Source organism: Glycomyces arizonensis DSM 44726 (assembly GCF_000482705.1).
Taxonomy (GTDB): domain Bacteria; phylum Actinomycetota; class Actinomycetes; order Mycobacteriales; family Micromonosporaceae; genus Glycomyces; species Glycomyces arizonensis.
In genome coordinates this window covers 246,109-252,892 of record NZ_KI519474.1, presented here as the reverse complement: position 1 = coordinate 252,892, position 6,784 = coordinate 246,109, and the positions used below count along the sequence as shown (strand labels likewise).

Annotated in this window: 5 protein-coding genes; 1 reads left to right on the top strand and 4 read right to left on the bottom strand. The window is 70.6% G+C overall.

Going from position 1 to position 6,784, the window contains the following annotated elements:
• Positions 1–514 precede the first annotated feature (514 nt).
• Complete coding sequence (locus tag H613_RS29590) at positions 515–1,114, bottom strand: hypothetical protein (protein ID WP_051393676.1); 600 nt, start codon at positions 1,112–1,114, stop codon at positions 515–517.
• A 172-nt stretch (positions 1,115–1,286) separates the two neighbouring features.
• Here H613_RS29590 and H613_RS28335 point away from each other — a divergent pair, with 172 nt between their 5' ends.
• Positions 1,287–1,871, top strand: coding sequence for a hypothetical protein (locus H613_RS28335; protein WP_051393675.1), 585 nt, complete (start codon positions 1,287–1,289; stop codon positions 1,869–1,871).
• A gap of 183 nt (positions 1,872–2,054) precedes the next feature.
• Here the strand turns inward: H613_RS28335 and H613_RS0121825 are convergent, their stop codons facing one another.
• From H613_RS0121825 to H613_RS0121815, 3 genes are all read right to left on the bottom strand, one after another.
• Positions 2,055–3,362 carry a DNA polymerase III subunit delta' gene (locus H613_RS0121825; RefSeq protein ID WP_026925446.1) on the bottom strand — a complete coding sequence of 436 codons (1,308 nt, stop codon included), beginning with the start codon at positions 3,360–3,362 and terminating at the stop codon, positions 2,055–2,057.
• Positions 3,359–5,491, bottom strand: a complete 2,133-nt coding sequence (tmk, locus tag H613_RS28330; RefSeq protein WP_169732038.1) for a dTMP kinase — start codon at positions 5,489–5,491, stop codon at positions 3,359–3,361. Before tmk ends, H613_RS0121825 begins: the two co-directional genes overlap by 4 nt.
• 185 nt (positions 5,492–5,676) lie before the next feature.
• Entirely contained in the window at positions 5,677–6,348 is a 672-nt protein-coding gene (locus tag H613_RS0121815) for a TetR/AcrR family transcriptional regulator (RefSeq protein ID WP_169732037.1), read from the bottom strand.
• Positions 6,349–6,784: the final 436 nt, after the last annotated feature.

Here is a 6,784-nt window from a genome sequence, read left to right as displayed (position 1 = left end):
GCGTCGACGTAGGTGTTGCCGTCGGCGGAGAACGTGGAGTCCTCGACGCCGTCGCCGTCGATGTCGAAGACCTCGGCCGTGTCGGCGGTGTAGGTGTCGTCCTCCGTGGCGTACTCCTCCTCGGTGGCCGCGGTGTCTTCTTCGATCATGGTGTCGCCGTACTCGCTCATGGTGTTGTCTCGCTTTCGTTTTCGTGTTTGGGAGCGGTGTTCCGTGCTTGTGGATAGAACTCTATGGCGGCTGTTCCGGCCTTGAATCCCAAAAGTGTGCCAAGCGCCCGTCTCGGTGGAAACCCGTTTGCGGGCGCGATCGACCGAGCCGATCCACCGCCGATGCGCGGACCGCTTTCGGTCTCGGACGTGCCGGGGCCGGTACCGGTTCGCGGGGGTGCAGCGGCATCGGCTGAGCTGAGTGCAGACGAGCGGAAGGCCGGATGCCAATGCATCCGGCCTTCCGCTCTCTCGGTTCTTCTGCGAATCCCAGGGCTGCTCCGCATCCCCGGCCATCGGGCGCTCTAGAGGACCTGCCCGGTCGATGACTGGATGCCGCCGTCGGTGCCGGCCGGCGCCTCCTGCGAGCCCGGGTTCGGGTCGTAGCCCTCAGGGGTCGTCTCGACCTGGTCGAGGAAGAGGTCGCCGTCGGTGTCGGTCAGGACGGTGTTGGGCTCGCCGTCGCCGTCGGAGTCGATGCTGATCTCGTCGACGAAGCCGTCGTAGTCGGTGTCGGTCATGACGGTGTCGATGGCGTTGTCGCCGTCGGTGTCGGAGGCGACCTCGTCGATGCGGCCGTCGTTGTTGTAGTCCGAGCTGACCTGGTCAACGACGCCGTTGCCGGAGGTGTCGGAGTGGATCTCGTCGACGTAGCCGTCGCCGTTGATGTCGAAGGACTGCGACTCGAAGGTGCCGTTGGCGTCCATGTCCAGGTGGAGCTCGTCGGAGACGCCGTCGCCGTCGGTGTCGACCGCGACGCCGTCCGCGACGTTGTCGTAGTCGGCGTCGATGTAGGTGTTGCCGTTGGTGTCGAACGTCGCATCCTCGATGCCGTCGCCGTCGATGTCGAAGGACTCGGTGGCCGCGGCGTCTTCTTCGATCATGGTGTCGCCGTACTCGCTCATGGTGTCGCCTTCTTTCGTTCCGTGTTCGGGAGCGGTGTTCCGTGCTTGTGAATAGAACTTATGGCGGCCGCCCCGGCCGTGAATCCCAAGAGCGTGCCAACCGCTTATCCTGTTCTGAACCCGCTTGCGGGCGCGGTTCCGTGAGCGATTGTCTGATTTGCCGGGAGTTCAGGTGGGCCTTGCCGACGACACCTTCGACGTTCCCGACCCGCCGCCGGTGCTGGTCCCGGTGCCGGCGGTGCGGGTCTTCGACATGCACTCGGCGCGGGTGGTGTCCGGTTCGGCGGGCATCGGGTGGCAGTTCGACCTGCGGGCCGACGATCCGGTGACGCGCGAGGGGGCGATGATGGTCCCGCTGATCACCGAGGCGGACTACTACCGGGCCGTGGACGGCGACGGGGACGCGTACGCGACGCTCGTGCCCGCCGAGGACGTGTGGGTGCAGCGGGCCGAGCCGAACCCGGACGCCTCGACGCCGCCGCCGGGCTACCTCATCGACCGCTTGACCGATCCGGACGCCCCGCCGGTGCGCAGGCCGTATCCGGCCTCGGACGTGCCGGGGCTGATCGGGCTGCGGGTCTGGTACTGGCGGGGCGGGCAGTTCCGCGACGACTTCCGCTGCGTCTCCGAGCCGTTCGAGATCGACGGCGACTTCTGCGTCCGAGTGATCGAGGAGTCGGCGTGGTACCGGTGGCGGCGGAGGGGACAGCCGCCGAAGCCGATCGACGCGTTCATCCACCACCTGTGGACGCAGTGACCGATACGGGCACAGTGAATGGCGTGCGCCCCGTCGTCCGTTGACAGGGCCGCTCACTCACTGTCAATAAACAGTGACAAATTGGGGCATCGCCCTTCAAATCGGACCCCTGGGGACCCCCCATTTCAATCATGGCTCAGGGGCACGACAAGCGGGCGAAGCGGGCAGAGCACCGAGGGCGGCTCAGGCCTGCCAGAGCTTGGTCATCATGGCCTCCACTGCGATGCGGGGACGGACGTTCGCTTCGATGGCCTTGCGGCACTCCAGGATCGCGTCGATGCGGCGCAGCAGGGACTCGGGGCTGAACTTGCGTGCGGCGGCCCTGGTGGTGTCGGCCATGTCGGGGTGGATCGGCGGGACGCGCGCGCCGCGGCGCTGCTCCGTTCCGGGGCCGGCAGGCATCCCGCCGTGCTGCTCCGTTCCGGGGCTGGCAAGCACCCCCCCGTGCTGCTCCGTTCCGGGGCTGGCAAGCACCCCCCCGTGCTGCTCCGTTCCGGGGCTGGCAAGCACCCCGAAACTGGCGGCGAGCGCGTCGCGGTAGAACGCGGCGAGGTCCACCAGCGCCCGGTCGAGCGAGTCGCGCTGGGCGCGCGTGTCGCGCGTCTTCTGCTTCTTCTCGAGCTCCTTCATGGCCGCGGCCGAGCCGCGGGCGGCCTTCGAGGCGCCCTTGCCGGTGCCGCCCTTGCCGAGCGCGGTCTCCAGGGCCTCCTTCTCGGCGGCGGACTGCTCGGTGTAGGTGCCCGCGGCCTCGGCCTCGGCCGCCTCGATGAGCTCGACCGCGGCGGTGAAGCAGGCGCCCAGCCCCGTCAGGCGCCTGGGGATCTGGAGGACGTCGTGGCGCCTGCGACGGGCCTCGGCGTCGGTGGCGAGGCGCCTGGCGCGCCCGACGTGGCCTTGGGCGGCGGCGGCGTACAGCTCGGCCTCGCGCCGGTCGAGCCCGTCGCGCCCGACCAGGAGGTCGGCGATGGCCTCGGCCGGAGGTTGGCGCAGCACGAGCACGCGGCAGCGCGAGCGGATCGTCACCGAGATCTCGGCGGGGTTGGTCGAGGGCGCGCACAGCAGGAACGCGGTCCGCGCCGGGGGCTCTTCGACGGCTTTGAGCAGTGCGTTCGCGGCGGCCTCGGTGAGCCGGTCGGCGTCTTCGACGATGAGGATCTGCCAGTTGCCGGAGGTGGGCGTGCGCCCGGCCTCCAGGATCAGGGACCGCACCTGGTCGACGCCGAGGGACAGGCCTTCGGGGATGACGCGGGTGACGTCGGGGTGCGTGCCGCCCAGGACGGTGCGGCACGTGTGGCATTCGCCGCAGCCGCCGCTCGCGCATTGGAGGGCGGCGGCGAAGGCGACGGCGGCGGTGGACCTGCCCGATCCGGGCGGGCCGGTGAACAGCCACGCGTGGGTCATGCCGCGCCCGGCCGCGGCGTCTGAGAGGACGCGCTGGGCCCGGGCCTGGCCGACGAGTTCGTCGAAGACGCCTCCTGCCGCTGCGGTCATGGCCTTCCGGCCTCCTCGGCGACGCTGCTGGTCCAAGGGGCGTCGTTGTCGCTGTCGAGGCCGGGCCAGCGGGTCTCGGTGCGGGAGGCCTCGGTGCGGATGTCGAGGCGCTCGGCGACGACGTCGCGGACGGCCGCGGCGATCTCGTCGGGAGTGCCTCCGGCGGGGATGACGAGGTAGCGCTTCGGGTCCTTGCCGGCGAGGTCGAGGAAGGTCTGGCGGACGCGCTCGTGGAAGCGCAGGTCCTCCTGTTCGAGGCGGTCGCCCTCGCCGCCCGCCTTGGCGCGGGCCAGGCCCGCCTCGGGTTCGACATCGAGCACGACGGTCAGGTCGGGCTTGAGCCCGCCGGTGGCCCACTTCGAGACCCACGCGATGTCGTCCTTGCCGAGGCTGCGTCCCGAGCCCTGGTAGGCGATGGAGGAGTCGATGTAGCGGTCGGAGACGACGACGGCGCCGCGTTCGAGAGCGGGCCTGATGACCTTGTCGACGTGCTGGGCGCGGTCGGCGGCGTACAGGAGGGCCTCGGCGCGCGGGGCCGGGGCACTCTCGCCGCCATCGGGTTTCGGGGTGCTGTCGAGGAGCAGGGTGCGGATGCGCATGCCGATGTCGGTGGCGCCCGGTTCGCGGGTGAGGACGGCCTCGTAGCCGCGCAGTTTGAGCCAGGCGGTGAGCTTGAGCGACTGGGTGGACTTGCCCGAGCCCTCGCCGCCTTCGAAGACGACGAAGAAGCCCTTGCTGTCGGTGGGGACGGCGGCGGTGAGGGGGCGCCCGCGCAGGGAGGCCCACAGGTCGGCGAGGACGGGCACGCCGGGCTTGTCGTCCATGCGGCGGAACGCGACGACGCCGAGCCAGGCGACGAGGACGGCGGCGGCGAACAGGAGCACGCGGGCCATGGAGACCTGGACGGCGGTGAAGCCGAGGTCGAGCCGGCTGACGGCCTGCCAGCCCGCGAGGGGCGCGGCGGCGGTCATGGAGACCATGAGGATGACGCGGGCCGAGACGGCGATGAAGGCGAACATGCGCCCGCGGATGTCGTCCTCGACTTCGCGCTGGAGGAGGGTGATCCCGGCGAGGAAGGCCATGCCCGCGCCGAGGCCGATGACGACCGAGCCGAGCAGGGCGAACCCGAGCCAGGGCGCGAGGGCGTCGACGGCGAGCCCGACTCCGGCCAGGACGATGCTCATGCCGAACCAGCGCAGGCGCGAGAGTTCGCGGATCATCTTGGGCCCGAAGGCGATGCCGAGTCCGAGGCCGAGGAAGAGGAAGACGGCCAGGAGGTAGAAGGCCGCGTCGCCCGCGCCGATGTTGGCGGCGTAGAAGGTGCCGACGCCGATGAGGATGCCCGCGCCGCTGAAGGCGCCGAGCATGCCGAGGATGAGGCCGCGGACGCGTTCGCGGCCCCGCAGGTAGGTCCAGCCTTCGACGAAGTCGGCCCACATGGACCCGGCCTTGGCCTTGGCGGCGCCGTAGCGGCCGGAGATCTGGGGGATGAAGAAGTAGACGGTGATGGCGAGCGTGGCGAACATGGCCGCGTCGATGTAGAGGGCCAGCACCATCGGCTCGGCCCAGGAGCCGAGGTTGGACCAGACGGCGGTGCCGCGTTCGAGCGCGGCGAGGACGCCGAAGGCCAGGGGCGGGGCGAGCCCGTAGGTGGTGGCGAGGCTGAGCTGGTTGGCGGCCTCGTACTGCTGGGGCGGCAGGAGGTTCGGGACGGCCGCCTCCTTGGCGGGCGACCAGATCAGGACGGCGCCCTCGATGAGGAGCTGGGAGACGGCGAGCCAGGCGACGGTGATGGCCGTGGAGTCGGTGACGAGGTAGACGGTGGGCACCGAGGCGATGAGGACGAAGCGGGCGGTGTCGCAGGCGGCCATGGTCTTGCGCCGGTCGAAGCGGTCGGCGAAGACGCCCGCGACGGGGCCGAGGACGAGGGAGGGGAGCAGTCGCAGGACGATGGCGCCGGAGAAGGCCGCGCCCTTGGCGGCGGGGTCGTCGAACAGGGACTGGGCGAAGCCCGCGGTGGCGAACAGGGCGAGCCAGTCGCCGAAGGAGGCCAGGCCGAGCACGATCCACAGGCGCCTGAACGGCCGGATCTTCAGCACCGTCTTCAGATCGGCGGTTGTGTTCGCCATGCCACTCCTCAACGTTCGGCCGGGCCGCGCGGGGTCGTTTGCGGGATCGGCGGCCGCGCGTCCGGGGTCGGTCGGGGCCGCGCCGGGGGGTCGCCGTCGTTCGAACCTACGTGACCGCGCCGGTCGACTACGAGACTAGTCGGCCCGGCGCGGTCGCGCGTCTCGGCGCGGTCGGATTGAGTGCTCTACGACAGGCGGCGGGCCAGGTAGTCGCAGACGACCCGCTTCGCCTCGGCGATGGCGGCCGGGTCGCCCTCGGCGTCGCGGCGGAACGCCAGGCGGACCAGGGCCTGGGCGGTCTCGACGGCCACGGTGACGGTCTCGGAGAGCGGCTGGTCCCCGCCGAGGCCGAAGCGCTGCTCCAGGCCGGTGAGGATCTGCTGGGCGATGACGTCGCCGCCGGTGGTGATGGCGTCGGCGCGGCCCGGGTCGATCGCGTCGGCCAGGTGCAGGACCCGGAAGCCGGGCGCGGTGCGGTACAGGTGGACGTACTCGGCGACGGCGGCCTCGACGCCCGATCGCCAGTCTGCGGGCGGTTCGGCGTCGAAGCAGGCCGTGAGGCGCTCGAAGTACAGGTCGATGTAGCGCTGGCTGAGCGCCTCGGCGAGTGAGCGCTTGTCGCCGAAGAACTGGTAGACCGATCCGATGGCGACGTCGGCGCGTTGGGCGATGGCCGTGGTCGACAGGCGGTCGTAGCCGACCTCCTCGATCAGGTCGGCGGCGGCGTCGAGCATCCGGCGGACGCGGGCGGCGCTGCGCTCCTGGACGGGCAGGCGGCGCAGCGAGTGCGCGGCGCCGAACTTCGGCGTCGGCGACATCGTGGGCTGCCTGGCGGCTGGCACAGTGGCAGTGCTCATGTGTTGTCTCCCCCTCGTGATGACAAGTCTCCCCATCATGGACGACTTGCCCGGTTTTGCGCCTCATTCCATGCCGTGTCGCGAACAAATTTCCTTATCGCCCGGTCGGGCGAACGCGGCGCGGCTGCGGATTTCGTCACTGCGAGGGGGCGGGCGCTTGCACCGCCGGGCATCCGGAACTAGCTTTCGCCTCGCGGGACCACCGTGATACCTGCGAGCGGTGAATGAGCGCCCACCGCGAAGCTTGCGAGCGGTAAATGAGCACCCACCGCGAAGCTTGCGAGCGGTAAATGAGCACTGCCGAAAGCGGAAGGTTTACGGGGGTTTCGCGCGTTGTGCCGATGACGGCCCGCCCCTACCGGCGGCCGTGACGCGCAAGCACAGGAGAGGACGGATACAAGTGCAGCAGAGGCGAAACCCGGTGTTCCGGGCCCGA

What these genes read in the sequence shown, in the direction of transcription:
- H613_RS29590 (WP_051393676.1), bottom strand. Translation starts at nt 1,114, where the DNA reads ATGAGCGAGTACGGCGACACCATGATCGAAGAAGACGCCGCGGCCACC.
- H613_RS0121825 (WP_026925446.1), bottom strand. Translation starts at nt 3,362, where the DNA reads ATGACCGCAGCGGCAGGAGGCGTCTTCGACGAACTCGTCGGCCAGGCC.
- tmk (WP_169732038.1), bottom strand. Translation starts at nt 5,491, where the DNA reads ATGGCGAACACAACCGCCGATCTGAAGACGGTGCTGAAGATCCGGCCG.
- H613_RS0121815 (WP_169732037.1), bottom strand. Translation starts at nt 6,348, where the DNA reads ATGAGCACTGCCACTGTGCCAGCCGCCAGGCAGCCCACGATGTCGCCG.